Source organism: Erwinia tasmaniensis Et1/99 (genome assembly GCF_000026185.1).
Classification (GTDB): Bacteria; Pseudomonadota; Gammaproteobacteria; order Enterobacterales; family Enterobacteriaceae; genus Erwinia; species Erwinia tasmaniensis.
Window position 1 is genome coordinate 2,435,412 of the sequence record NC_010694.1, and the last position, 25,286, is coordinate 2,460,697.

Genomic DNA, 25,286 nt, shown 5'->3' on the forward strand with positions numbered 1-25,286 from the left:
CGCCTTTTTACCCTCCGCGTTGTACCATCCCCTGGCTTTATATCAACCTTTCCAGGCTTTTGCCTGTCTACTGTTTACGTCAGGGCAATACGGCAACAGATGAACAAAACACGGCAACAACTTCTCACCCGCTGGCTAAAGAGTCAGAGCGTGCACGGCCAGCTTTGGCTGCGTCTCTCATTTCTGCTAGGTATTTTGAGCACTCTGTTGATCCTTGCTCAGGCCTGGCTATTGGCCACGCTGTTGCAGGCTCTGCTGGTTGACCAGCAGCCGCGTAACGGCCTGCTGGCCTACTTCTACATGCTGCTGGCCTGCTTCGCCGGGCGCGCGCTGCTGGCATGGCTGCGTGAAAAGGTAGGTTTCAAAACCGGTCAGGCCATCCGCCAGGCGCTGCGCAAGCAGGTACTGGATCGCCTTGCGCATCTTGGCCCGGCCTGGATTCAGGGCAAACCGGCCGGAAGTTGGGCCACGCTCCTGATGGAGCAGATCGAAGATATGCAGGATTATTATGGCCGCTATCTGCCTCAAATGATGCTCGCCGGGGCGATCCCGCTAATGGTACTGCTGGTGCTGCTTCCGGTGAACTGGGTCGCCTCCTTGATGTTATTGGCGACTGCCCCGCTTATTCCGCTGTTTATGGCCATGGTAGGTATGGGCGCCGCTGATGCAAACCGCCGCAATTTTCTGGCCCTGTCTCGTCTTAGCGGACAGTTCCTCGACCGCCTGCGCGGGCTGGATACGCTGCGTCTGTTTCATCGGGCCAGGGCGGAAACGGCCACCATCGCTAGCGCTTCGGAGCAGTTCCGTCTGCGCACTATGGAAGTTCTGCGAATGGCGTTTCTCTCTTCGGCGGTGCTGGAATTTTTTGCTTCAATTTCCATTGCGCTGATCGCCGTCTATTTTGGCTTCTCCTATCTTGGCATCTTTGATTTCGGTCACTACAACGGCCCGGTTACGCTGTTTGCAGGCTTCCTGGTGCTGATCCTCGCCCCAGAGTTTTATCAACCGCTGCGCGATCTTGGTACCTTTTACCATGCTAAAGCGCAGGCCGTTGGCGCAGCCGACGTGCTGCAAACCTTCCTTGAAGAGAGTGAAACGGCCGCGGTACAGCGAGGGGAGTTAACGCCACGGTTGGAAGACGGTTTTAGCCTGGTGGCCACCGACCTGACGATATTGACCGCAGACGGGCAGCAGCTGGCAGGCCCGCTGAACTTCACGTTGCGCGCCGGGCAGCGTGTCGCGCTGGTCGGACAAAGTGGTGCTGGCAAAACCTCATTAATCAATCTGCTACTCGGTAACCTGCCCTACCAGGGTTCACTACTGATTGATGGCACGGAGCTGCGCGATATCGCTCTGCCCCACTGGCAGCAGCAGCTCGCCTGGGTGGGGCAAAACCCGCATCTGCCGGCGGCAACCGTGCGGCAGAATATACTGCCCGGCGTCAGTTATGATGAGTCGCGTCTGGAGCAGGTGCTTGAGCTCGCAGGGGTAAACGAGTTTCTGCCACGATTGCCCGCAGGCCTTGATAGTGACACCGGAGATCAGGCCGCTACGCTGTCGGTCGGCCAGGCACAGCGCGTAGCCGTTGCGCGAGCGCTGATGAAGCCCTGCCAGCTACTGCTACTGGATGAACCCGATGCCAGCCTGGATGCGCACAGCGAGCAGCACGTTAACCGCGCGCTGCTGAAGGCATCTAAAGCACAAACGACGTTGCTTATCACCCACCAGCTGGACCGGCTCGCGCAGTGGGATGAAATCTGGCTCATGCGTGACGGCAACATTGTACAGCAGGGAAGCTGGGAAGTGCTGGTAAATCATCCCGGCCCCTTTGCCGAACTGTTAGCCCTACGTGGAGGATCGCTCGAATGAAAACTCTGCTGCCATTTCTGAAACTCTATCGCCGTCACAGTCTGCGGCTGTGTTGTGGCATCCTTCTGGCGGCGGTCACTCTGCTGGCCAGCATTGCCCTGCTGACACTCTCCGGCTGGTTCCTTGCCGCCACTGCGCTGGTCGGCGTGGCGGGCATTTATAGCTTTAACTATATGCTGCCCGCCGCCGGCGTGCGCGGGGCGGCCATCACCCGTACCGTTGCCCGTTATCTGGAGCGGCTGGTCAGTCATGATGTGACTTTCCGCGTATTGCAACACCTTCGGGTGTTCACTTTCAGCAAGCTGTTACCGCTATCGCCGGCGGGTATCGCCCGCTTCCGCCAGGGAGATCTGCTTAACCGCGTGGTTGCAGACGTCGATACGCTGGATCATCTCTACCTGCGGGTGATCTCACCTCTGGTTGGCGCGCTGGTCGTCCTGATGGTGGTCACCACAGGGCTGAGCTGGCTGGACGGCCGGTTAGCGCTTACCCTCGGAGGATTGATGCTGCTGACTCTGCTGCTGCTGCCGCCGGTGTTTTATCGCGCCGGGCTGCCGGTCGGTGCTGCGCTGACCCGCCTGCGCGCGGAGTATCGTGGCAGTCTGACCAGCTGGCTGCGCGGGCAGACGGAGCTCAACCTTTATGGTGGTGCCATCCGTTTCCGTCAGGGTATGGACGCAACCGAAGCGTCATGGCTGACCGCCCAAAAGCGCCAGGCCAGTCTGACCGGAATATCTCAGGGGCTGGTGATGCTAATGGGCGGCATCGCCGTGACGCTGATATTATGGCTAAGCGCCGGCGGTATCGGCGGCGATGCCCACCCCGGTGCATATATTGCCCTGTTTGTTTTCTGCGCGCTAGCCGCCTTCGAGGCGCTGGCCCCGGTGGCAACCGCATTCCAGCATCTTGGCCATGTTATCGCTTCAGCGCAGCGCGTTTCTGAAATTATTACCCAGCCGCCACAGGTCATGTTTGACGCCAATGCGCCACAGGCACAATGGGATACGGCGAGCCTGAGCCTGCAGAACGTTAGCTTCCGCTATGATGAAGGCCCGTTCGCCATTAAAAATCTGTCCCTTGATATTGCCGCCGGACAGCATATCGCCCTGTTGGGGCGCACCGGCTGCGGCAAGTCGACATTGCTACAGCTGCTTACCCGCGCATGGGATGCGCAAAGCGGCAGCATTATGCTAAACGATCGTCCGCTGCACGCCTGGAGTGAGGCCGATCTGCGTTCCTGCATCAGCGTTGTTACCCAGCGCGTGCATCTCTTTACCGCCAGCCTGCGGGATAATCTGCTATTAGCCGCGCCGACGGCGGGCGATGAAAAGCTCTGTGACGCGCTGCGCCAGGTGGGGCTGGAGAAACTGCTGGATAACGGTCAGGGCCTTGATGCCTGGCTGGGTGAAGGTGGCCGCCAGCTTTCCGGCGGAGAGTTACGCCGTCTTGGCCTGGCACGTGTGTTACTGAAGGATGCTCCCCTGATGTTGCTGGATGAGCCTACCGAGGGGCTGGATGCGGAAACCGAGCGGCAGATCCTCACCCTGCTGCGTAAAGTCGCGGTTGGTAAAACTCTGATTATGGTCACCCACCGGCTCCGGGGACTGACGCACTTTGACCAAATTTGCGTGCTGGATGACGGGCGGCTGATTGAGCAGGGAAATCACGAGGAACTCATCACAAAACAGGGGCGCTACTGGACATTTCTTCAGCGCTTTGCGCTATAGTCATTATCTCGTACCGATGAGTATATCCCGATGCGGCTAGCCCAACTCTCTCACGAATCGCTCAACTTTCCGCCGCCTGACAGGGCGCTGCGGGAACCGAACGGCCTGTTGGCAATGGGTGGCGACCTCAGCCCCCAGCGGCTGCTTAACGCTTACCACCGCGGCATTTTTCCGTGGTTTGCGGCGGGCGATCCGATCCTCTGGTGGTCACCCGATCCACGCGCGATTCTGTTGCCGCAGCATTTTCACCTCAGCCGCAGCATGAAGCGTTTCCACCAGAAATCGCCCTATCGTGTGACTCTGAATCAACGGTTCCGGCAGGTGATCGAAGGTTGCGCCAGCGATCGTCAGGAAGGAACCTGGATCACTTATGAAGTCAAGCTGGCCTGGCAGCGCCTGCATGAGCTTGGCCATGCACATTCGATTGAAGTCTGGCAAGACGAGGAGCTGGTTGGCGGCATGTATGGACTGGCACTGGGGCAGATTTTTTGCGGCGAATCCATGTTCAGCCAGGGCGAGAATGCGTCAAAGACCGCACTACTGGTATTCAGTCGATATTTTCTGCAACAGGGCGGTAAACTGATTGATTGCCAGGTGCTGAACCCTCATACCCAGTCTTTGGGTGCGCAGGAAATCCCGCGCGCCAGCTATCTGTCCTATCTTCATTCCCTCGCCTTTCGGCCACTTTCCTCTGAATGCTGGAGCCCGCAGCGGCTTTTTTAGTGCAATCTTCTGATGTTTTCCACGCAAGGTCATAAGAACAGTGATATAATATGCGCGTTTGGTATGTCGTCCGCCTTTCACCGGTACAAGATGGTGATGCGGAATACCAGGTTGAGAATCGCAACGCACCTTGTCAGAACTGTTTTTAATCGTGCGCTTACAGCATAGTTAAACAGATTCTTAGCCCGCTGTTCCCCCACGCTGACGCTATTAACTCCAGATTTATTCGTAACTCGTCTGCGCCTGGCGTGCGCAAGAGGGGTTGATGTGGGTGAATTCACCCGCAATTGTTTACTTAATACGTGAAATTCGGCATTATCTTGCCGGTTCAAAACTAAGGTAGTCCACCTAGAGGATTCGATGGCCAAAGAAGACAATATTGAAATGCAGGGTACCGTACTGGATACGTTACCTAACACCATGTTCCGCGTTGAATTAGAAAACGGTCATGTAGTTACCGCTCATATCTCCGGTAAAATGCGCAAAAACTATATCCGCATCCTGACGGGCGACAAAGTCACTGTAGAGCTGACCCCGTACGACCTGAGCAAAGGCCGCATTGTCTTCCGTAGTCGCTAATTTGCCCCATTCCACCGTGCTGCCGTACATACTGCAACACTGATAATAAGGCCGAACAGGAAACTGTCCGGCCTTTTCTTCAGGGCATTTTCATCATCACGGCTGGCCTCTGGCGCAAAGCGAAAAAAAACGCCTGACGAGATATCATCTCGCCAGGCGTTTTGCCGTTATTTCGATGAGTTAATGGACCGTACCTTCAGCCTTGCGCTTCTCCGCGCTCAGGAAGTGGTAGGTCAGCTGGTTTTTCTCTCTATCCAGCGCCACGGAGACCGAGCCGCCATCAACGAGGGAACCAAATAGCAGTTCATTGGCCAGCGGCTTCTTGAGGTTTTCCTGTACGGTACGCGCCATAGGGCGGGCACCCATCGCCTTGTCGTAGCCCTTCTCTGCCAGCCAGTCGCGCGCATCATCGCTTACTTCCAGCGAAACGCCTTTCGCATCAAGCTGCGCCTGCAGTTCAACAATGAACTTGTCGACAACCTGGTGAATAACAGCCTGGTCAAGGTGTTTAAACCAGATGATGTTATCCAGACGGTTTCGGAATTCAGGCGTGAAGATTTTTTTGATCTCCTCCATTGCATCCGTGCTGTTATCCTGCTGGATCAGGCCAATTGATTTGCGCTCGGTTTCACGTACTCCGGCGTTAGTGGTCATGACCAGCACCACGTTGCGGAAATCCGCCTTACGGCCGTTGTTATCGGTCAGCATCCCGTTATCCATCACCTGCAACAGGAGATTAAATACGTCAGGATGCGCTTTCTCAATTTCATCCAGCAGCACCACCGCGTGCGGATGTTTGATCACCGCATCTGTGAGCAAACCGCCCTGATCGAAGCCCACATAGCCAGGAGGTGCACCAATCAAACGGCTGACGGTATGGCGCTCCATATATTCGGACATATCAAAACGCAGCAGCTCGATGCCCAACGCTTTCGCCAGCTGGACCGTCACTTCGGTTTTCCCGACCCCGGTTGGGCCGGCAAACAGGAAAGAGCCGACCGGTTTACGATCCTGCCCCAGCCCGGCACGACTCATTTTGATCGCCTCGGTCAGCACTTCAATTGCATTGTCCTGTCCGAACACCAGCATTTTCAGGCGATCACCCAGCGTTTTCAACGAATCACGGTCGGAGGCCGAAACGCTCTTTTCCGGGATGCGGGCAATACGCGCCACCACGGTTTCAATATCCGCCACGTTGATGGTTTTCTTGCGTTTGCTGACCGGCATCAGACGCGCACGCGCCCCGGCCTCGTCGATAACATCGATCGCTTTATCGGGCAGATGGCGATCGTTAATGTACTTCACCGCCAGTTCCACCGCCGCTCTCACCGCTTTCGCGGTGTAACGTACATCGTGATGCGCTTCATACTTCGGCTTCAGGCCGGTAATGATCTGTACCGTTTCATCGATGGAGGGTTCAGTAATATCTATTTTTTGGAAACGGCGTGCCAGAGCACGATCTTTCTCAAAGATATTGCTGAATTCCTGATAGGTCGTAGAACCCATTACGCGAATTTTACCGCCCGATAGCAGCGGTTTAATCAGGTTTGCCGCATCCACCTGGCCACCAGAAGCCGCACCCGCACCGATGATAGTGTGAATTTCATCAATAAACAGGATACTATTTTTATCCTGCTCCAGCTGTTTCAACAGGGCTTTGAAGCGCTTTTCAAAATCGCCGCGATATTTTGTCCCGGCCAACAGCGAGCCGATATCCAGCGAATAAATGGTGCACTCTTTGATCACTTCCGGCACATCGCCCTGCACAATCCGCCAGGCCAGCCCTTCTGCAATCGCGGTTTTACCCACGCCGGACTCACCGACCAGCAGCGGATTATTTTTACGTCGGCGGCAGAGTACCTGTACAGTACGTTCCAGCTCTTTATCGCGGCCAATCAGCGGGTCGATCCCTCCGACCTGGGCAAGCTGGTTGAGGTTGGTGGTGAAATTTTCCATACGTTCCTCCCCGCCTGCCTGCTCTTCATTAACAGGATTTTCTGCACCCGATGCCGGGCCAGGCTCATCTTTACGCGTACCGTGAGAAATAAAGTTCACGACGTCAAGGCGGCTAACTTCATGTTTACGCAGCAAATAGGCGGCCTGCGACTCCTGTTCGCTAAAAATAGCAACCAGGACGTTGGCGCCGGCCACTTCGCTGCGGCCCGACGACTGCACATGGAAAACCGCACGTTGCAGCACGCGCTGAAAGCTCAGCGTGGGCTGCGTATCGCGCTCTTCTTCGCTCGCCGGCAGAACCGGGGTGGTTTGTTCAATAAAGGCTTCAAGCTCCTGACGTAATGCCACGATATCCACCGCACAGGCTTCCAGTGCCTCTCTGGCCGACGGGTTACTCAACAGGGCCAGTAACAGATGTTCGACGGTCATAAACTCATGACGGTGCTCACGCGCTCTGGCGAAAGCCATATTTAAACTGAGTTCCAGTTCTTGGTTGAGCATAGGCACCTCTCACAGTAGATCGCCTTTTTCAGGCTTTTTCCAGCGTACATAGCAACGGATGCTCATTATCCCTGGCATACTTATTCACATGAGCGACTTTGGTTTCTGCCACTTCGGCGGTGAAAACACCGCAAATCGCTTTGCCCTGGTAGTGAACGGTAAGCATCAGTTGCGTTGCACGTTCAATATCATAAGAAAAGAACTTTTGCAGAACGTCAATAACAAATTCCATAGGGGTGAAATCGTCATTGTTCAAAATAACCTTATACATTGATGGCGGCTTAAGCTCTTCACGGACTTTATCGTCCGCAAGCTGTTCAAAATTAAGCCAGTCGTTAGTCTTTCCCATATTTATCCAGTGTGCTTAGCATAACTTTCGTCAGACTAACATCATTCAGGCCAGGAATAACCAGAACAATATGTCATACAGGGTGGTTGAGATGGTGTTGCGGCACCGTCAACAGTGGCCTTTATCCGTGAACGCGCAGAAGCTTTAACTGCCTTAAATATAGATGCTTTTTTCCGAGACATCGCCCTTCATTTGCTTACCTCTGCGCGGCGATCGCTTGCCGTGCTGCGTCTCTGGCCAGGCCCTGACCTGATATTCAGGGCCGCTTTGATCAATATGGGTGGTGGTGTGCCGATTTCAAGTGCCGTCCGATCATCCTTTGCAAAACGTAAATCAGCCACCTTAAGACCAGCGCTCAATCCGCTCTGCCACGCGCCAACCACTGTACCCTGGCAAACATTTTACGCAGCAAAACCGGCACCGCCTCCGTTCCCCTTTCTGCCGCCTCCATCGCCACGGCAATCGCCAGCTCAGGTTTTGATGAGTGGTGAACCGCTTTAGCGATAATCCGCCGCATATTCATTGCTGCACCAGAGGGCAACCGGGCGAAACGATGATAAACCTCAGAAAATCCCTGCCTGTACAGGAAATGCTCCATATCCAGTGCGGGTAATTGTGTCAGATGCTGCTGTTCGTCTTCCCCCTCCAGCAGGCTACGGGCGGTGGCGGCATATTTTTTTCCTGCTTCATCGCCATCGGTGAGCACATACCATTCAATGCCCATTTGCACGGCAAACTTCAGCAACGGCCGCAGACCACACTGGGCAAACTCAATGACCTTTACCCCTTCAGCAGCAAAATGATGGCCGCACTGGCGCGCCAGTTCATTCATCACCCAGACTTCGGTTTCGCCCTCGACTAACAGCCAGCAGCGGGCAAAGAGCGAAGAAGGGCGGTTGAAGCGGATATGAAAAGCAATACGGCGGCTCTCTTCAGCGCTCATACCGCCGGGGCCGATACGCCAGACGGCAATCCGTTCAGGCTCACGGATCAGCCTACAGATCTGTTCCACCGGAACCTGCGACAGTAGTTCTCCAGAATTGGTGGTGGTGATTTTTTGCAACGGCAGCAGGTTAAGCAACCCCCACGCCACCGCCAGCATAATCGGGTGCAGACGCGTTTCCGGATCTTCAATCAGCAACAGCGGACGCGCCTGGGGATCAAGCTGATGCGCCCCTCTCACCTGTACCAACAGCGCAAACATGCGCAGGAGGATCACTTTGCGACTGCGGCTATCCGCCTCGGCTATCAGCTGATTGATATTATCCAGGTAGCGCCAGCCGCTGCGGGAGGCCAACTGGTGAGATAAACGACCGCTTTGTGATGCTGCGGCCGGTTGATGCAGTGAAAAATAGTGCTCCAGCAGCTGTTGCATGGTCGTCAATCCCTGACGCAGTGCGCTGTCGGTCAGGTTTTGCGGGCGTGACTGCAAATCACGCGTCAGGGTATCAATTTGCTCTGCCAACGCATTAAAGCCGGCCTCGTCGCTGTGCTGCGTAGGCTCAAGGTGCATGCGGCGGTTAAACCGCGCATCGCGCAGGCGCAGAACCGGATGCAGGCGCTTAAGCGTGTCGACCAGCATGGCGCGTTCTCCCGCCAGTACCTCACCGCGAGCGTCGAGAAATTGGTGCCGGGTGATCGCCGTGCCTTCCTTCAGCAGTTCACCCTGCACCTGATAACAGAGTTGATAAGCGCCCCCTTCCCCCCGCTGCCACAGGCCGCTAAACGCCGCATAGCGCGGTGCCTGGCGCTGTCCGGCCTCGTACTCACGAAAGGTAAAACGGATATGGATATTGCGCTCGCGCCGGTGGGCATCGCCCGGCGGAAAATGAAAGTCCCCGGCGCTGAATTGATAAAGTTCTCCAGGCCCCAATAATAGCGTCAACGCATCCAGCAGGCTGGATTTCCCCCAGGCATTTTCGCCGATTAAAACGTTGTCTTCTTCCAGCTTAAGAGACAGCCGGTTAATGCCACGAAATCCGCTAACGGCGATTTTTTCCAGGATCATTTTTGCCTTTGCCTCCCTCTTTCATATATTGAGAATGGTTGGCAGCAGGCGCAGGGTCAAGGAGAAACGGCTTGTTTCATACCACTATCCCCGCAGGCGTTAACCTGAACTATGCTTGTGCAGCAACTTATCCCTTCCGGCTGAAGGATAATGCCTTAACTGAGGAGAAAAGCATGAAGCAAACCGTTGCATCACTGGTAGCAAAAACGCTGGAAAGCGCCGGCGTTAAACGTATCTGGGGCGTCACCGGCGACTCGCTGAACGGCCTGAGCGACAGCCTGAACCAAATGGGCACCATTGCATGGATGCCCACCCGCCATGAAGAGGTGGCTGCTTTCGCCGCTGGGGCAGAAGCGCATATGACAGGCGAACTGGCGGTCTGCGCCGGTTCATGCGGACCGGGTAATCTTCACCTGATTAACGGTCTTTTCGACTGCCACCGCAACCATGTTCCGGTACTGGCTATCGCGGCGCATATTCCTTCAAGTGAAATCGGCAGTAACTATTTCCAGGAAACGCACCCTCAGGAGCTGTTCCGTGAGTGCAGTCACTATTGCGAACTGGTGTCCAGTGCGGAACAGCTACCACAGGTGCTGGGCATTGCAATGCGTAAAGCGATCCTTAATCGGGGCGTGTCGGTGGTGGTGTTACCCGGTGATGTGGCGCTACAGCCGGCACCTGAAGATGCCACCCCAGACTGGTATCCACCACGACTGCCGCAGGTGCAGCCGGTGCCCGATGAGCTGGCCAGTCTGGCGGCGACCCTTAATCAGTCCGAGAAAATCACCCTGCTCTGCGGTAGCGGTTGTGCCGGTGCTCACGCCGAAGTGGTCAAACTGGCTGAAACCCTGAAAGCGCCGATCGTACATGCGCTGCGCGGCAAAGAGTACATAGAATACGATAATCCTTATGACGTCGGGATGACCGGCCTGATCGGCTTTTCTTCCGGCTATCACGCCATGATGAATGCCGATACGCTGCTGGTGCTCGGCAGCCAGTTCCCTTATCGCGCTTTCTATCCGCCGAAAGCGAAAATCATCCAGATCGATATCAATCCCGGCAGCATTGGCAGCCATTGCCACGTTGATATGGCGCTGGTGGGCGATATTAAAACCACCACTCGCGCCCTGCTGCCGCAGCTGACGGTGAAAACCGAGCGTAAGTTCCTCGATAAAGCCCTGAAGCATTATGTTGAGGCGCGCAAAGACCTGGATTCACTGGCCACCGCCAACGATAATCAGGCGATCCATCCGCAGTATCTCGCGCAACAAATCAGTCAACATGCCAGTGAGGACGCCATCTTTACCTGCGATGTCGGAACGCCGACCGTGTGGGCCGCGCGCTATCTGAAAATGAACGGCAGGCGGCGTCTGATAGGTTCTTTCAGCCACGGATCTATGGCCAACGCCATGCCGCAGGCAATTGGCGCCCAGGCGATTGACCCACAGCGCCAGGTGATTGCCCTGTGCGGTGACGGCGGTTTCAGCATGCTAATGGGGGATTTCCTGTCGCTGGCGCAGCTTAAACTGCCGGTGAAAATCGTGGTGTTTAACAACAGCGTGCTGGGGTTTGTCGCGATGGAGATGAAGGCGGGCGGCTATCTGACCGACGGCACCGAGCTGAACAACCCCAACTTTGCCGCCATTGCCAACGCCTGTGGGGTGAAGGGCATTCGCGTGGAACGGGCATCTCAGCTGGATGAAGCGCTGCGCGAGGCGCTGGCCCACGATGGCCCAGTGCTGGTTGACGTGGTCACCGCGACCGACGAGTTAGCCATGCCGCCGCAGATAAAGCTGGAACAGGCCAAAGGGTTCAGCCTGTATATGCTGCGGGCGATCATTAGCGGTCGCGGCGATGAGGTGATCGATCTGGCTAAAACCAACTGGCTGCGGTAACAGGGTTCAGGGCGATATGACGGACGCGGCGGCGTCGCTCCGCTCGAAGCGCGGGCCTTGTACCGCGCTACGCTCACCGTCCGTCAAATTTCTACTGCTCACCGTATTTTTCCACCAGCGCGGCGGCAATAGCTTCCGTTTCAGCATCCGCCACGCCGCGATAATCTGTCGGACGAAAGTGCATCTGAAATGCCGTAATCAGCGCCTGCTGCTGATACGGCTGCATCTGCGTAGGCACTTCGTAGCCATAGGTCGCCAGCAGGCCCAGCAGCTTCACCTTGTCTGCCCGTTGGTTAACCGGCCGTCCGGCCAGATAAAACGCCACGCGGTCATCATCAGGCCAGGCGCCGACGCCCTGCGCGGCGAGCCAGTGCCAGGGAAACAGCGGCCCGGGGTCCTGCTTGCGCAGCGGCGCGATATCGCTGTGCGCCACCACGTCCTGCGGGCTGATGCCATAACGCTGCACGATATCACGCATCAGCGGCAACAGCGCCGCCATCTGCCCATCGGGAAACGGCGCCCAGTCCACGCCGGCGTTAGTCCGCTTCCAGCCTGCGTTTTCCAGCTCAATACCGATAGAAGTATCGTTCAGCCGGGTGGCACCGCGCCAGAAGCTGACCCCCGCATGCCAGGCCAGCATCGACTCTGGCACCAGCCGCCACACCAGCGGCTGGCCGTCATATTTCGGCGGCGCGGCGGGGAGCAAATAGTGCGCGCTAACGCTACGATCGGTCAGTACGTTAAGCGAACGCGAAAAATCTCCGGCCGTATAGTGAATAACCAGCACCTTAATGCGCGGACGCGCACCGAAAGCCTCCTGCCGGGTATCCACCATATACCCGTGCTGCGGCTGAAGCCCCTGCGGGGTTATTGAGGTAAAAAGGAAGAGGGTTAACAGCACCCACAGCGGCCGTGTGACGGACAGAGGACGCATTAGTGCCGCAGTTTAACCGCAGTACCGCTGACGCTGACCATCAGCATACTGCTGTCTTTACCAACGGTCTCATAATCAATATCAATGCCCACCACCGCCTGAGCGCCCAGCGCTTCAGCCTGTTCTTCCAGTTCGGCAAACGCAATCTGACGCGCCTTACGCAGCTCTTTTTCATAAGCGCCGGAACGCCCGCCGACGATATCGCGGATCCCGGCAAAAAAGTCGCGGAAGATATTTGCGCCGAGGATTGCCTCGCCGGTTACCACGCCACAGTATTCGGTTATCTGCTGGCCTTCCAGCGTGGGGGTTGTGGAAAATTTCATACCGATCTCCTTGTGCAAAACGGGTTGGGTTCTCAGGGTTAAGCTGAGTGACTATACTCAATGATAATGCACACCCGCTGATAACAATAAGGAAATCAGAATGAAATACACGCCTTTCGCCGCCATAGTGCCTTTGGCCCTGCTACTAAGCGCCTGTACTGCCGTGGAGCCTGCCTATAAGGACGCCGGCTCACGCCTCGGTGCATGCGTTGCTGGCGGCCCGGACAGCGTGGCGCAGCAGTTCTACGATCTGCATGAGCAACAGCCTTCATCAGGCGTACCGGATGCGCAGCTACTGGCGAAATACCGTCCTTATTTCAGCGACAGGTTGTATCAGTCACTCGATGGCCTACGGCGAGACGGCCAGAAAAGCGCCTCGCTGAGCGGTGATATTTTTTCCAGCGCCCGTGAAGGAGCCACACACGCCAGCGTTGCCAACTCATCGACCATTCCTAACCGCGATGCCCGCAATATTCCTCTGCGGGTGACGTTAGAACACGGCAGCAGCGAGTGGCAGGATGAAGTCTTAATGGTACGCGAAGGAAACTGCTGGGTGCTGGATGACGTGCGCTATCTTGGCGCTCATCCGCATTTAGCCAACGGTTCTCTTTATCAGCGACTGTCAAAATAAGGGTTTTCTGCGTGCCTGTTGTGCGGCGCGCAGATTTGAATAACCACGACGGATGGCGACTAAGAGACTTCAGAACGCGCTATGATGTGCTACGCTTCACTCTTTCTGCCAACAAAAATAAATTTTAACGCACGATGATTGCATAACTATTCTGTCGGCGTTAAGATTTGCGCCATCAATTGCTATTCACTTTATGCGCATGAGTATTCAACTAAACGCTATTAACTGCTTTTACGGTGCCCACCAGGCGCTTTTTGACATTCAGCTAACCTGCCCGGAGGGCGAGACGCTGGTATTGCTCGGGCCGAGCGGTGCCGGCAAAAGCTCCCTCCTGCGCGTGTTAAACCTGCTGGAAATGCCGCAGTCCGGTACGCTTTCCATTGCTGGCAACAACTTTGATTTCAGTAAACCCCCTGCTGACAGCGCCGTTCGCGAACTGCGGCAAAATGTCGGCATGGTATTTCAACAGTATAATCTTTGGCCACATCTGACCGTCACACACAATCTGATTGAAGCCCCCTGCCGCGTGCTGGGCCTGAGCAAAGCACAGGCGCATGAACGGGCGAAAAAGCTGCTGGACAGGCTGCGTCTGACCCCCTTCGCCGATCGGTATCCACTGCATCTGTCGGGGGGGCAACAGCAGCGTGTTGCCATCGCACGAGCGCTAATGATGGAACCGGCCGTGCTGCTGTTTGATGAACCTACCGCCGCACTTGACCCCGAAATCACCGCTCAGATCGTCAGCATTATCCGTGAGCTGGCGCAGACCAATATTACCCAGGTAATCGTGACCCATGAGGTGGAAGTGGCGCGTAAAACCGCCAGCCGCGTGGTATACATGGAAAACGGTTACATCGTAGAGCAGGGTGATAACAGCCGCTTTAACCAGCCGCAAACCGAGGCGTTTGCACATTATCTTTCGCACTGATTGCAGGATATAACGATGAATAAAATTGTCATTGCAGCACTGTTAGCGGGTTTCAGTCTGAGCGCAGGCGCCAGCCAGACCATTCGCTTCGCCGCCGAAGCCTCTTACCCTCCGTTCGAATTTATTGATGCGGATAATAAAATTCAGGGCTTTGATGTCGACCTGGCAAATGCCCTGTGTCACGAAATTGACGCCGACTGTACCTTTACCAACCAGGCTTTTGACAGCCTTATCCCCAGCCTGAAATTCCGTCGCTTTGATGCGGTGATGTCAGGAATGGATATCACCCCAGAGCGTGAAAAACAGGTGCTGTTCACCCAGCCTTACTACGACAATTCCGCCCTGTTTATTGCCCAGAAAGGCAAACTGGCCAATATGGATGCGCTGAAAGGCAAGCGTGTTGGCGTGCAAAACGGAACCACGCACCAGAAATACATTGGCGAGAAGCTGCCGGATGTCAAAGTGGTGCCTTACGACAGCTATCAGAATGCCGTTCTCGATTTGAAAAATGGCCGTATCGATGCCGTATTCGGTGACACCGCCGTGGTCAACGAATGGTTGAAGAATAATCAGGAGCTGGCCCCGCTGGGTGAAAAAGTGACTGACAAAACGTATTTCGGCAACGGCCTCGGCATTGCCGTGCGTCAGGGCAATAGCGAGCTGCAGAGCAAGCTCAACGCGGCGTTGGATAAAGTGAAAGCCAACGGTACCTATAAAACTCTCTACAGCAAGTGGTTTCAGCAGTAATTAATGAACGAATTTTACACTCTCGCCAGCGCCGCCGGCATGACCGTCGGGCTGGCCGTTTGCGCCCTGATTGCCGGATTAATGCTGGCGATGGTGTTTGCCGTTTGGGAATCTGCACGCTGGCGTCCACTGGCATGGGTGGGCACCGGTCTGGTTACGCTGTTTCGTGCCTTACCGGAAATCCTCGTCGTGCTGTTCATCTATTTCGGCGCTTCGCAGCTGTTGCTGACCTTGTCGGATGGTTTCACCCTTAATCTGGCGTTGGTACAGATCCCGGTGCAGGTCAATATTGAGAATTTTGACGTCAGCCCCTTCCTCTGCGGGGTGATCGCGCTGGCGATCCTCTACTCCTCTTACGCTTCTCAAACCCTACGAGGCGCGCTGAAGGCGGTGCCCCAGGGCCAGTGGGAGTCGGGCCAGGCGTTAGGAATGAAAAAATCTGCCATTTTCGTGCGCCTGATCGTGCCGCAGATGTGGCGTCATGCGCTGCCCGGCCTGGGCAACCAGTGGCTGGTGTTGCTGAAGGATACCGCGCTGGTGTCGTTGATCAGCGTAAACGACATTATGCTACAGACCAAAAGTATCGCCACACGCACCCAGGAGCCTTTCACCTGGTATGTGGTTGCCGCGGCTATCTACCTGCTAATCACCCTGTTCAGCCAGCAGGTGCTGAAACGCATTGAGCTGCGAACCACGCGCTTTGAGCGAGGAGATGCCTGATGCTGAGCTATTTTCCTGAACTGCTGAAGGGGCTGCACACCAGCCTGTCGCTCACCCTGGCTTCGCTGGCCCTGGCCCTGGTGTTAGCGCTGATCTTCACCGTGGTATTGGCGCTGAAAGTGCCGGTGCTGAGCCTGTTAACCCGTGGCTATATCACGCTGTTTACCGGTACTCCGCTGCTGGTGCAGATCTTTCTGATTTACTACGGCCCGGGGCAGTTCCCGGCGATCCAGAGCATTCCCTGGCTATGGGGCCTGCTGTCACAACCCTGGCTGTGCGCTCTTTTGGCGCTGTCACTGAACAGCGCCGCCTATACCACATTACTGTTTCACGGGGCGGTACGCGCCATCCCGTCCGGGCAATGGCAGGCCTGCGCCGCGCTGGGTATGGGCCGCAAAGAACAGCTGCGCATCCTGCTACCCTACGCGCTGAAACGGGCGCTCTCCTCCTATTCCAACGAGGTAGTGCTGGTGTTTAAAAGTACCTCGCTGGCCTACACCATCACGCTAATGGAGGTGATGGGCCACGGACAGCTGCTGTACGGACGCACCTACGATATCAGCGTATTTGCTGCCGCTGGCGTGATCTATCTCTGCGTTAACGGTCTGCTGACCCTGTTGATGCGGCTGGTCGAACGACGGGCGCTGGCCTTTGAACGCCGTACCTGATCCACTACCCGCAGAAAATGGGTTGATCACCGCAATCATTCGCTGACGATCGTCATCACCGCCCGAACAATACGACCGCAAGGAACTAAGAAGATGAAAAAAGTCATTCTGGCCGCCCTGCTCGCCAGCGCCGCCTTTGGCACCCAGGCCGCAGAAAAAATTCGTTTTGCCTCATCGGCAACCTACCCGCCTTTTGAGTCCTTAAACAGCGAAAATCAAATCGTCGGTTTTGATATCGATTTGGCTAACGCGCTGTGCGCACAGATGAAGGCCGAGTGCAGCTTTACCAACAATCCTTTTGACAGCCTGGTACCGGCGCTTAAATTCCGCCGCTATGACGCGGTCATCTCCGGTATGGATATCACCGCCGAGCGTAGCAAGCAGGTCAGTTTCACCCAGCCCTATTACGCGAATTCGGCGATTATCATTGCGCAACAGGGCAAATTCACCCGCGTGGATCAGCTGAAAGGGAAACGTGTGGGGGTTGAAAATGGCACCACGCACCAGAAATACCTACAGGAAAAACACCCGGAGATCGTCACCGTTGCCTACGACAGCTATCAGAATGCTATTCTCGACCTGAAAAATAACCGGCTGGACGGTATCCTGGGAGACAGCGCGGTAGTGGGCGCCTGGCTGAAAACCAATCCGAACCTGGCGAGTGTCGGTGAACATATTACCGACAGCGACTTCTTCGGTACTGGGGTCGGTATTGCGGTGCGCAAAGACAATGCCGCGCTGCTGGCAGAGTTTAACGCGGCGCTTGACGTGCTGAAAGCTAATGGCACTATCGAAAAGCTGAATCAGCGCTGGTTCCCCCAGTAATCTGCGTCACGGATGGGCGCGGCCGTAAAGGCTGCCCCCTCTATGCGGCCAGCATCGGTCGGTTAGCGAAAAAAGCGCCGACTGCTCGCCGGAACGAACAGCAGCAGGAGCACCAGCAGGTCAGGAGATTTGTCCAGCAACAGCGAAGGCAGTATTTGAGCATCATGTTCCCTGACGATGCTGAACAGCTCAGGATAAATCCAGCCTGCCGAGGCGGAAAACATATACGCCAGCACCAGCACTTGGGTGGTGAGAAAAACCCATCGGCCCCAGTTATGTCCACGCAGCAGGGCAATCGCGCTGCGCAGCTCTGTCAACCACACCAGCAGGCTGGCGATAAAAATCAGCGTCGATCCCCAGGCCTGGGCGCTACGATGGATAAGATTCAGCAGCTCCTCATAGCCAAGTTCGTTCGCCAGTAGCAGAACGCCGAGGCAGCGGGTGGCAATGATGGAACAACCGGCGATCCACACCGTGACCGGGACAGAATTCGTACCACTGAACAACGCCTGACTCTCTCCAGATATCTGTGACATAACTCCCTACCCCACGATTTCCTGATGGTGCAACCGCCTTTTCAGGGCTCTACATCAGTGCTGTTCCGCCCGGTACGGCGGCAAATAAACGCATTTTGCCTACCGCTGTGCGAATAAAAGATCCGTTACGGCACATGATCCGATCGCGTCATTAACCGGCTCGTACCGCCATCCGGTTAATTATAGCCATTAGTAAGAAAATACTTAGTCCCACGTCAGGAATTTGCGCCCGACGAGACAAAAAAGGGGATGAAGGTTGGTTAATACAACTCTCTGATATCCTTTGAGGATCCTTACCGCTACGTTTGCCCATCAAGGCGGCGGGCGAGAGACCCCCGCTTATTCCCCAGCGTGAACCTTGCGGATATTTTTCACTCGCTGCTGCTCTTCTCGCGCCATTAGCCGCCAGGCGATAAATCCGACCAGCCCCACCACGAACAGGATCAGCGATGCCAGAGCATTAATTTCCGGGTTAACGCCACGGCGCACGCTGGCAAAGATCTGCATCGGCAGCGTGGTGGCACCCGGCCCGGTGACAAAGCTGGAGATCACCAGATCGTCGAGCGATAACGTAAACGCCAGCAGCCAACCGGTCAACATCGCCGGCGCAATCATCGGTACGGTGATAACAAAGAACACTTTCAGCGGCGTGGCGCCAAGATCCATCGCCGCTTCCTCAATCGATCTGTCCAGCTCACGCAGCCGCGAGTTGATCACCACCGCCACATAGGCGGTGCAGAAGGTCACATGCGAAAGCCAGATCGTCAACATGCCACGGTCGGCGGGCCAGCCAAAGGTGTTTGCCATTGCCACAAACAGCAGCAGCAGCGACAGCCCGGTGATCACATCCGGCATCACCAGCGGCGCGGTCAGCATAAAGGCAAAGCCCGTCGACGTTTTGAACCGCCCAAAGCGCACGATCACCACCGCCGCGATAGTGCCGAGAATAGCCGCCGCCGTTGCCGACATGGCGGCAATCGACAGACTGAGCGTCACCGCACTGATCATGGCATCGTCGTGGAACAAGACGCTGTACCAGCGTAGCGAGAAGCTCTCCCATGCGACCAGCTGCGATGAGTTAAACGAATACACCACCAGCAGCAGCATCGGCGCGTACAGAAAGAAGAAGCAGACCGCCAGGATCGCCGTGCGCCATTTTGAACGAATGACAGGCAGGTTATTCACGCTTTCTCCTCCGACGCTTTGTTTTGATGCTTATGGAACCAGATGATAGGCAGGATCAGGATCAGCAGGATAATCACCGCCAGGGCAGAGGCGACCGGCCAGTCACGGTTATTGAAGAACTCCTGCCACAGCACGCGGCCAATCATAATACTGTCCGGGCCACCGAGCAGTTCCGGGATCACGTACTCCCCCACCGCCGGGATAAACACCAGCATCGAACCGGCAATAATCCCACCTTTGGTCAGCGGCACAATTACGCTGAAAAACGTCTTCAGCGGGCGCGCACCAAGATCGAGCGCGGCCTCCACCAGCGAATAATCAATGCGCGTCAGGGCGGTGTAGATGGGCAGCACCATAAACGGCAGATAGCAGTAAACGATACCAATATATACGGCCAGGTTGGTGTACAAGATGGTGAGCGGATGGTCGATGAACCCGCTCCACATCAGAAAACGATTTAACACGCCGTTATCGTTAAGGATCCCCATCCACGCATAAACGCGCACCAGAAATGAGGTCCACGAAGGCAGGATCACCAACAGCAGCAGGATATTACGCGTTGATGCCGGAGCGTGTGCCACCGCCCATGCCAGCGGATAACCAATCAGTAGACAGATCAGGGTCGAAACCGCCGCCACCTGCAAAGAGTGCAGATAGGCATCGATATACAGCGGATCGTCGGTCAGGGTGAAATAGTTGCCAAAGTTCAGCACCAGGTTCAGCTGGCCGTCGGCCCAGCTGAACAGTTCGCTATAAGGTGGGATGGCGCGCACCACGTCGGCGAAGCTGATCTTGAGGACGATCAGGAACGGCAGCAAAAACAGCAGCGAAAGCCACAGGTACGGCAGTGCAATCACCAGCTTACGCCCATGCGCCATCTGTATCCGGGTCAGCAGGCCTTTGATAGTCGTTTGCCGAGTGCCTGGCCCGGCCATGGGACGTTCAGAAAATGGGTTCATCGTCTCCCCTATTGCATCAGGATCACACAGCTGTCGGCATCCCAACACAGATGCACTTCATCACCCCAGGTCGGCGTTCCCTGGCGGAAGCGATGCGCGTTTTGCAGCTGGGCACTGATCATCTGGCCGTTACCCAGGCGCACATGGTAAATGGACAGATCGCCGAGATAGGCAATATGCACCACGTCGCCAACGGCATAATTACAGCCATCGGCCGTTGGCTGCGTGCACAGCATCACCTTTTCGGGACGCAGGGCCACGGTGACCGGCACACCATCCACCACCGAAGCATCGGAAAGGACTCTCAGTGGACAGCCAAGCGCCGGGCTGTCAATCAGCAGACTGTCAGGCCGGCGTTCGCGCAGAATTCCCTCAAACAGGTTTGCCGAGCCAATAAATTCTGCGCTGAAGCGCGTAGCCGGGTGCTCGTAAATTTCTTCCGGCTCACCGATCTGGACGAATTTACCCCGGTTCATTATCGCAATACGCCCGGCCATGGTCATCGCTTCTTCCTGATCGTGAGTCACCATCACGCAGGTCACTCCCACGCGTTCAAGGATATCCACCACTTCGTGCTGCATACGGTCGCGCAGCTTTTTATCCAGCGCGCCCATCGGTTCATCAAGCAGCAGCAGTTTTGGCCGCTTTGCCAGGCTGCGCGCCAGCGCCACACGCTGACGCTGGCCGCCAGAGAGCTGGTGGGGCTTACGTTTGGCATAATCCTGCATATGCACCAGCGTCAACATCTCGGCTACGCGCGCGCTTATCTCACCTTTCGCCAGCCTGTCCTGCTTGAGGCCAAAGGCAATGTTTTGCTCCACCGTCATATGCGGAAAAAGCGCATAGGACTGGAACATCATATTGATAGGGCGTTGATACGGCGGCACATGGGAAAGATCAAGCCCGTCCAGCACAACCTGGCCCTGGGTCGGGGATTCAAATCCTGCCAACATGCGCAGCAGGGTTGACTTGCCGCAGCCTGAAGGCCCAAGCAGCGCGAAAATCTCGCCTTTATAGATGGTGAGGTTCACATCATCCACCGCATGCTGCCCATCGAAGGATTTGGTCAGATTACGGATCTCCAGCAGCGGCGATAGCGCCCTGCCGGTTTTGCCTTGAGAACGGGAAATGACATCATTCACTGCCATGATACTCCGGCATCGTAAGTGGGGCCCGCCGTTTGGAGAGGCGGGCCCGCTGAAATGATAAGACAGAGGCCGTTATGCGCGCCTCTGTGGCGATACGCGCTACTGCCCACTCTTCACTTTAGTCCATGCCCGCGTGCGCACGCGGTCAAGTTTTGGCTCCTGCACCTTGAGGATGAACAGTTTTGCCATCACGTCCGCCGGAGGGTAGACGCCAGGATTATTGCGGATAGCGGCATCGACAAACGGCAGCGAGGCTTTATTACCGCTGGCGTAGAAAACCGCGTTCGATATGTTCGCCATCACTTTAGGTTCCAGCAGGTAGTTAATAAACTGCCAGGCTTCATCAACATTTTTTGCATCTTTCGGGACGGCAAGCGTATCAAAGAATGCCAGCGCGCCCTCTTTTGGGATGCTGTAGGCGATCTCAACACCGTTTTTCGCTGCCAGCGCACGATTTTTCGCCTGAAGGATATCGCCCGCCCAGCCGATAGCCACGCAGGTATTCCCGTTCGCGAGGTCGTTAATGTACTGCGATGAGTGGAAGTAACGAATGCTTGGACGCAGCTTCAACAGCAGGTCGGTCGCGGCCCCCGAATAATCTTTCGCATCGCTGCTGTTCGGATCTTTGCCCTGATAGTTCAACACGGTGGCAAAAATCTCTTCTGGTGCATCAAGGAAGGAGACACCACAGCTTTTTAGTTTGGCCAGATTTTCAGGCTTCAGAACCAGATCCCAGCTGTTCACCGGTGCATCTTTGCCCAGCGCCGCCTTCACTTTTTCAACATTGTAGCCAATGCCGGTCGTGGCCCACAGATAAGGGATAGCATATTTGTTACCCGGATCGTGTTGCTCCAGCTTTTTCAGCAAATCCGCGTCAAGATTTTTATAGTTCGGTAGCTTGCTGCGGTCCAGAGGCTGGAACACGCCGGACTCCAGCTGACGCGCCAGGAAGCTGGACGAAGGCACCACCACGTCATAGCCGGTGTTGCCAGCCATTAATTTGCCTTCAAGGACTTCGTTGGAGTCAAAGACGTCATACACCACTTTGATGCCGGTCTGTTTTTCAAAATCTGCCACGGTATCCGGCGCGATGTAATCAGACCAGTTATAAACGTGCAGCGTCCTGTCTGCCGCCGGTGAGGCGGTGGAAATCGCCATCAGCATTGCCACAGCGGCACCTGACAACCCTTTGTTAACGTGGTTGAACATCTTCCATCCTCCTGAACAGGGATAATCTTTATGTTACGCAGATCTGGCTTCATATGACGCATTCATCATGCATCATTATTCATGCTGATGCTCATACCCTTAAACACAATGTTTAGCGGTAGGGCACGACGGATCTGGACAAACAAAGATAGCGCCTGTCATTCATCCAAACCAGCCTCTGGATTAAAAAACGCGGTAAGCGATTTATTATGCAGTTTTTCCCTACATGACAGGCACTGGAAGTAAAATAGTGGACAAATATCTGGCAATACGGGACAAAACGCAGAATAAAACAGGGTATGGCAGGGAGAGTGGCGTCAGTTAAACAGCCTTACTCACTTTTTCAGCGACAGGGGGATGCAGGAACGGGCGGGCGGAAGCCCGTCCACCCGAAGGAAAAGGAACGTAAGGTGCAGATTAATGCAGTAGCGAATGGCTGGCGACGATCGGTGGGCGTTCATCCTCTTCAGCAATCACCAGCAGATGGTTAGCGAACGCTTCCATAACGATCATTGAAATCTGTTCTTCACTCTGCTTCATAAAGTGCTTGAACTGGCCGTAGGTGACGCCGGCCGAAATGCTTAACGACTGGCAGACGATAAGCTTAGGCAGATTGTCGTCCTGAATATCGAGGAATGCTTTCACCGTCAGTGAACTGGCGTTAATTTGTGACAGGTCGCCCGCCAGCGGGATCAGCGCAGTCGGCTTCACCTCGGCCAGTGCTGAAAAAAGAATAACCTCATCCACCAGATCAATCTTGGCATCAAATACGCCGTCAAAATTCTGCATATGCGGCAGGTGGAGAGCCTGACACGAATCACACTCAAACCAGGTAATACTTTGTTGATCCAGCCAACGTCGTAACACGTCGAGATCCGGAACGACGAGTGAAGCCATATAGAATTGTCTCTTGAGCCATAAAATTGCGTACTAGCTTACGGAAAAACGGCGGCAAAAACTATGGTTAACGCAGAAATATGAGGCTAAAACGCGCAATTAAGACAGAGCCCATAATGCGCAGGCTGACGATCCCAGGGCCAACACGCCAGCTTGGACCCGGCGTGCCGGTTTGGGGATCGCAGCGCTCATCCGTCAGCCTGACGCGCGATGTTAGCGACAGGCTGACGGGTATTCGCGTCTTATTCCGCACGGGCGAACGTCCAGCGTTAGCGCGTTGCCCAGCCCTGCCGGTGTAAGTAATCGAGAATAAATGGGCGGCTCTCTTTGCTAAGCGTCTTCTGGATATGTTCACTCCAGCTTTCAGAACGCGGGTTGCTCTCGCGGCTCTGATAATACTGCACCAGCTCATCATCGTACTGCGCCAGCAGCGCGCTGTTTAAAGGCTGATAGCGATTTTCATGCACCAGCAGATCGGCAGGCATACGCGGTTTGCACTGCGGATCTTGAGCAGGCTTACCCAGACACAGGCCAAACAGCGGCAGCACAAATTTCGGCAGGCCTAATGCTTCCGTGACCTCGGCAATATGGTTACGAATACCGCCGATGTACACACCGCCGAAGCCGAGTGATTCTGCGGCTATCATCGCATTTTGTGCCATTAACGCCGTATCAACGCATCCCAGTAGCAGCTGCTCTGCCAGCCCCAGCTCCGCCTGCGGGCTGATCTGCTGCAAACGGTTAAAATCAGCACAAAAAACCCAGAATTCAGCAGCCTGTGCAACGTAGTGCTGGCCACCGCTCAGCTTAACCAACGTTTCGCGCAGCGCGCGATCGCTGATGCGAACGATCGATGAGCACTGCAAAAAGCTGGACGTGGAAGCGGACTGCGCTGCCTCAATGATGGCCGCGCGCTGTCCGGGGGAGATCTGCTCGTCGGTGAAAGAGCGAATCGAGCGATGGGAACGCAGTAACTCGATGGTTGGCGTCATGGGGATCTCCTTAATTAACGTTTATTGCGTACTGAAAGCACATGAAATAATTTGGGGGCCAGTAGTTTGGCGCTGCGCCAGATCATAACGACCGGGACCGGCAGTATCAGCACGATTGCAGCAAACAGCAACGCCGTTGCCGTCGGCTTCCCGTTCAACGGGGAAAATGGCAGCATGTCGCGCAGTGCAAACGGGGAGACAACCAGCAGCACAATACCCAATATTTCCATCAGCAGTAAAGGGCGGGGTAATTGACTAAAGGCACGCATTAACACTCTCATGACTGCGGCGGGTTCAGGCTTCGCAAGCCGATTCACGCCCTGGCCTGCAACGGTTCAGTATAGATCTTGCGAATCAAACTAACAGGTAATTCCTTCTTTCTTTAAGCGAGAGATGCGGGCATCATCTAGCCCATTAACTAAAAATCCGCTATAAAATTCAGGAGATACCATGTTTGCAGTCATTTTTGGTCGCCCAGCCTGCCCTTATTGTGTCCGTGCTAAAGAGCTTGCCGAGAAGCTGACCGAAGAGCGCGAAGACTTCAATTTCCGTTATATCGATATTCATGCTGAAGGTATTACAAAGGCCGACCTGGAAAAAACCGTTGGCAAACCGGTTGAGACCGTTCCACAGATTTTCCTCGATCAGAACCACATCGGTGGTTGTACTGAATTTGAAGCCTACGCGAAAGAAAATCTGGGCCTTTTCCAGTAATTTATGACGGTGACAGGCGCTGTGTGCCTACGCAGCGCCAGTCACCGTCACGCCGCGCCCTCTGCTCTGTTTCCCTTCCCTCTCACTCATCGTGACGGCCTATTCCCTCACTCCGCATACCTACTTGGTAGGCACGTCGGATTTAAAATAAAGCACGGGCAATAAAAAATAACTATGCCGCGAGGTGGCTGTCTAACCCGGTAACGATTAAAGTAGTAGGCGTTTGCATTGAGCCTGCCCATAGCGCTGTCCACCTGTCGCCT

26 protein-coding genes are annotated in these 25,286 nt (G+C 55.4%); 13 read left to right on the forward strand and 13 right to left on the reverse strand.

The annotated features are described in order from the left end of the window. Positions 1-99 precede the first annotated feature (99 nt). From cydD to infA, 4 genes are all read left to right on the forward strand, one after another. Positions 100-1,869, forward strand: a complete 1,770-nt coding sequence (gene cydD / locus ETA_RS11900; protein ID WP_012441873.1) for a heme ABC transporter permease/ATP-binding protein CydD — start codon at positions 100-102, stop codon at positions 1,867-1,869. Next, positions 1,866-3,596 (forward strand): heme ABC transporter ATP-binding protein/permease CydC, encoded by a 1,731-nt coding sequence (gene cydC, locus ETA_RS11905; RefSeq protein ID WP_012441874.1) that lies wholly within the window; start codon positions 1,866-1,868, stop codon positions 3,594-3,596. Before cydD ends, cydC begins: the two co-directional genes overlap by 4 nt. A 30-nt stretch (positions 3,597-3,626) precedes the next feature. Then, a complete protein-coding gene (gene aat, locus ETA_RS11910) occupies positions 3,627-4,319 on the forward strand; it encodes a leucyl/phenylalanyl-tRNA--protein transferase (protein WP_012441875.1) in 693 nt (230 codons plus the stop codon). A gap of 360 nt (positions 4,320-4,679) precedes the next feature. Continuing rightward, the gene (infA, locus tag ETA_RS11915) at positions 4,680-4,898 is read left to right on the forward strand and encodes a translation initiation factor IF-1 (protein ID WP_002211347.1); all 219 of its coding nucleotides are present in this window, start codon (positions 4,680-4,682) and stop codon (positions 4,896-4,898) included. Between the two features lie 180 nt (positions 4,899-5,078). Here the strand turns inward: infA and clpA are convergent, their stop codons facing one another. The 3 genes from clpA to ETA_RS11930 form a co-directional block, all read right to left on the reverse strand. After that, positions 5,079-7,355 carry an ATP-dependent Clp protease ATP-binding subunit ClpA gene (gene clpA, locus ETA_RS11920; protein WP_012441876.1) on the reverse strand — a complete coding sequence of 759 codons (2,277 nt, stop codon included), beginning with the start codon at positions 7,353-7,355 and terminating at the stop codon, positions 5,079-5,081. 28 nt (positions 7,356-7,383) lie between these two features. Further along, the gene (gene clpS, locus ETA_RS11925; RefSeq protein ID WP_012441877.1) at positions 7,384-7,704 is read right to left on the reverse strand and encodes an ATP-dependent Clp protease adapter ClpS; all 321 of its coding nucleotides are present in this window, start codon (positions 7,702-7,704) and stop codon (positions 7,384-7,386) included. Positions 7,705-8,059: 355 nt separating this feature from the next. Continuing rightward, positions 8,060-9,712 carry an ATP-dependent nuclease gene (locus ETA_RS11930; RefSeq protein WP_012441878.1) on the reverse strand — a complete coding sequence of 551 codons (1,653 nt, stop codon included), beginning with the start codon at positions 9,710-9,712 and terminating at the stop codon, positions 8,060-8,062. Positions 9,713-9,885: 173 nt separating this feature from the next. Here ETA_RS11930 and poxB point away from each other — a divergent pair, with 173 nt between their 5' ends. Further along, positions 9,886-11,607: a ubiquinone-dependent pyruvate dehydrogenase gene (poxB, locus tag ETA_RS11935; RefSeq protein WP_012441879.1), complete on the forward strand. Its 1,722-nt coding sequence runs from the start codon at positions 9,886-9,888 to the stop codon at positions 11,605-11,607. Between the two features lie 91 nt (positions 11,608-11,698). On the opposite strand, the gene ETA_RS11940 is transcribed toward poxB, so the two are convergent. Together ETA_RS11940 and ETA_RS11945 are read right to left on the reverse strand one after the other, a co-directional pair. Next, complete coding sequence (locus ETA_RS11940) at positions 11,699-12,541, reverse strand: N-acetylmuramoyl-L-alanine amidase (RefSeq protein WP_012441880.1); 843 nt, start codon at positions 12,539-12,541, stop codon at positions 11,699-11,701. Next, positions 12,541-12,864: a heavy metal-binding domain-containing protein gene (locus ETA_RS11945; protein ID WP_012441881.1), complete on the reverse strand. Its 324-nt coding sequence runs from the start codon at positions 12,862-12,864 to the stop codon at positions 12,541-12,543. Before ETA_RS11945 ends, ETA_RS11940 begins: the two co-directional genes overlap by 1 nt. A 100-nt stretch (positions 12,865-12,964) precedes the next feature. Here ETA_RS11945 and ETA_RS11950 point away from each other — a divergent pair, with 100 nt between their 5' ends. The 6 genes from ETA_RS11950 to ETA_RS11975 all read left to right on the forward strand — a co-directional run bounded on the left by ETA_RS11950 (position 12,965) and on the right by ETA_RS11975 (position 17,383). Beyond that, a complete protein-coding gene (locus ETA_RS11950) occupies positions 12,965-13,495 on the forward strand; it encodes a lipoprotein (protein WP_012441882.1) in 531 nt (176 codons plus the stop codon). A gap of 199 nt (positions 13,496-13,694) precedes the next feature. Continuing rightward, complete coding sequence (gene artP, locus ETA_RS11955) at positions 13,695-14,423, forward strand: arginine ABC transporter ATP-binding protein ArtP (protein WP_157861801.1); 729 nt, start codon at positions 13,695-13,697, stop codon at positions 14,421-14,423. Between the two features lie 15 nt (positions 14,424-14,438). Further along, the gene (gene artJ, locus ETA_RS11960) at positions 14,439-15,170 is read left to right on the forward strand and encodes an arginine ABC transporter substrate-binding protein (protein WP_012441884.1); all 732 of its coding nucleotides are present in this window, start codon (positions 14,439-14,441) and stop codon (positions 15,168-15,170) included. 3 nt (positions 15,171-15,173) lie between these two features. Further along, positions 15,174-15,890 (forward strand): arginine ABC transporter permease ArtQ, encoded by a 717-nt coding sequence (gene artQ / locus ETA_RS11965; RefSeq protein ID WP_012441885.1) that lies wholly within the window; start codon positions 15,174-15,176, stop codon positions 15,888-15,890. Beyond that, positions 15,890-16,558 carry an arginine ABC transporter permease ArtM gene (gene artM / locus ETA_RS11970; RefSeq protein ID WP_012441886.1) on the forward strand — a complete coding sequence of 223 codons (669 nt, stop codon included), beginning with the start codon at positions 15,890-15,892 and terminating at the stop codon, positions 16,556-16,558. Before artQ ends, artM begins: the two co-directional genes overlap by 1 nt. A 93-nt stretch (positions 16,559-16,651) precedes the next feature. Then, positions 16,652-17,383 (forward strand): arginine ABC transporter substrate-binding protein, encoded by a 732-nt coding sequence (locus tag ETA_RS11975; RefSeq protein WP_012441887.1) that lies wholly within the window; start codon positions 16,652-16,654, stop codon positions 17,381-17,383. Positions 17,384-17,445: 62 nt separating this feature from the next. Here the strand turns inward: ETA_RS11975 and ETA_RS11980 are convergent, their stop codons facing one another. The 6 genes from ETA_RS11980 to ETA_RS12005 form a co-directional block, all read right to left on the reverse strand. After that, positions 17,446-17,919, reverse strand: a complete 474-nt coding sequence (locus ETA_RS11980) for a YbjO family protein (protein ID WP_012441888.1) — start codon at positions 17,917-17,919, stop codon at positions 17,446-17,448. 339 nt (positions 17,920-18,258) lie between these two features. Continuing rightward, on the reverse strand, positions 18,259-19,104 hold the full coding sequence (potI, locus tag ETA_RS11985; protein WP_012441889.1) for a putrescine ABC transporter permease PotI: 846 nt from the start codon (positions 19,102-19,104) through the stop codon (positions 18,259-18,261). Next, positions 19,101-20,063 (reverse strand): putrescine ABC transporter permease PotH, encoded by a 963-nt coding sequence (gene potH, locus ETA_RS11990; RefSeq protein WP_012441890.1) that lies wholly within the window; start codon positions 20,061-20,063, stop codon positions 19,101-19,103. The genes potI and potH overlap by 4 nt, the downstream gene beginning before the upstream one ends. Before the next feature lie 8 nt (positions 20,064-20,071). Then, a complete protein-coding gene (gene potG, locus ETA_RS11995; RefSeq protein WP_157861847.1) occupies positions 20,072-21,205 on the reverse strand; it encodes a putrescine ABC transporter ATP-binding subunit PotG in 1,134 nt (377 codons plus the stop codon). Between the two features lie 105 nt (positions 21,206-21,310). After that, positions 21,311-22,420 carry a spermidine/putrescine ABC transporter substrate-binding protein PotF gene (gene potF / locus ETA_RS12000; protein ID WP_012441892.1) on the reverse strand — a complete coding sequence of 370 codons (1,110 nt, stop codon included), beginning with the start codon at positions 22,418-22,420 and terminating at the stop codon, positions 21,311-21,313. A 417-nt stretch (positions 22,421-22,837) separates the two neighbouring features. Next, the gene (locus tag ETA_RS12005) at positions 22,838-23,317 is read right to left on the reverse strand and encodes a YbjN domain-containing protein (protein WP_012441893.1); all 480 of its coding nucleotides are present in this window, start codon (positions 23,315-23,317) and stop codon (positions 22,838-22,840) included. A 116-nt stretch (positions 23,318-23,433) separates the two neighbouring features. Here ETA_RS12005 and ETA_RS19985 point away from each other — a divergent pair, with 116 nt between their 5' ends. Further along, positions 23,434-23,616: a hypothetical protein gene (locus ETA_RS19985; RefSeq protein WP_157861802.1), complete on the forward strand. Its 183-nt coding sequence runs from the start codon at positions 23,434-23,436 to the stop codon at positions 23,614-23,616. Here the strand turns inward: ETA_RS19985 and nfsA are convergent. Both nfsA and ETA_RS12015 read right to left on the reverse strand, forming a co-directional pair. Next, positions 23,587-24,309, reverse strand: a complete 723-nt coding sequence (gene nfsA / locus ETA_RS12010) for an oxygen-insensitive NADPH nitroreductase (protein ID WP_012441894.1) — start codon at positions 24,307-24,309, stop codon at positions 23,587-23,589. The genes ETA_RS19985 and nfsA overlap by 30 nt on opposite strands. A 14-nt stretch (positions 24,310-24,323) precedes the next feature. Then, the gene (locus ETA_RS12015; RefSeq protein ID WP_012441895.1) at positions 24,324-24,578 is read right to left on the reverse strand and encodes a YbjC family protein; all 255 of its coding nucleotides are present in this window, start codon (positions 24,576-24,578) and stop codon (positions 24,324-24,326) included. A 181-nt stretch (positions 24,579-24,759) separates the two neighbouring features. Between ETA_RS12015 and ETA_RS12020 the strand changes: the two genes are divergently transcribed. Then, positions 24,760-25,023: a GrxA family glutaredoxin gene (locus ETA_RS12020; RefSeq protein WP_012441896.1), complete on the forward strand. Its 264-nt coding sequence runs from the start codon at positions 24,760-24,762 to the stop codon at positions 25,021-25,023. Positions 25,024-25,286 lie beyond the last annotated feature (263 nt).